A 1,086-nucleotide genomic window follows, 5' to 3' on the forward strand; every position below is an offset into this window, starting at 1 on the left:
GCCCTGGTGCTCGCCATCATGGTGCTGCCGATCATCACCTCGCTCTCCCGGGCCCGGACAACGACCGGCGGCGTTGCGGTTGCGTCCGGGCCCGCCGTAGGCCGGCCAGTCCTTATGAAGCAGGCCCTGGAGGACGACGCCGCGGACCGCGTGACGTAGGTCGCTCGGCTTGGCCGGTGGCACGCCTCTGGGAGACTCTGTGATCGTGGACGCGCTCGCGGTACGGGGACTCAGTCGCAACTTCGGCAACCTGGTGGTGCTCGACGACGTGAGTTTCACACTCCCGGCGGGTCGGATCGCTGTGGTGCTGGGCCCGAACGGCAGCGGCAAGACCACCCTGCTGCGCTGTGTGGTCGGCGCGGACCGGCCGGACGCGGGCGAGGTGCTGGTGCAGGGCCGACGGGCCGACGAGACCGACCCGCAGGTGCGGGCGTTGATGGCTGCCGCCCTGGACGACATCGACTTCTTCCCCGACCTGTCCGTGGTCGAGCACCTGGAACTGGTCGCGTACGCGCACGGTGGTGACGCCGAGCCGGTCGAGGAGGTCCTCGCCGAGCTGGGCCTGGAGGCGGCCCGCGACCAGTTGCCGGTGACGCTGTCCAGCGGGCAACGCCGCCGGCTGGCGCTCGCCTCGTGTTTCGTCCGGCCCCGTCGGGTGCTGATCCTGGACGAGCCCGAGCAGCGGCTGGACGTCCGCGGGCGGCAGTGGCTCACCGAGCGCCTGCTCCGGGAGCGCGAGGCGGGCACCGCCGTGCTGCTTGCCTCGCACGACCCCGAGCTGATCGACGCGGTGGTCGACGAGCGCATCGAGATCGGCCGGTGACCGCCCCGACGGCCACGATCGCCGACACGCCGACCGGCGTGCCCACCGCACGGCAGCTGCGGGCGCACCTGCGCAAGGCGCGCAGCCGGCACCACGACCATTCCCTCGGCGACGTGCTGGGCGACGCGTACGTGATCGTCCTGTTCGTGGGCATGTACGGGTGGTTCGCGGTCAGCGCCAGCCGTGACCTGCTGGGACACCAACTTCGCCCTGCTCAGCGTCTACATGGCGGTCATCGGTGTCGGCCTGGGCATGACCATGCA

The 1,086-nt window shown here is 71.5% G+C and carries 2 protein-coding genes; both read left to right on the plus strand.

Translation table 11 applies throughout. From position 1 onward, the window contains the following. The first annotated feature begins 199 nt into the window (after positions 1–199). The gene (locus ACWCO3_RS34765) at positions 200–823 is read left to right on the plus strand and encodes an ABC transporter ATP-binding protein (RefSeq protein ID WP_088989846.1); all 624 of its coding nucleotides are present in this window, start codon (positions 200–202) and stop codon (positions 821–823) included. Next, a partial coding sequence (locus ACWCO3_RS34770) for a hypothetical protein (protein ID WP_450014264.1) occupies positions 820–1,086 on the plus strand: 267 nt, incomplete at its 3' end. The genes ACWCO3_RS34765 and ACWCO3_RS34770, both read left to right, overlap by 4 nt.

The sequence above is a fragment of the Micromonospora sp. NPDC002411 genome, assembly GCF_053592955.1.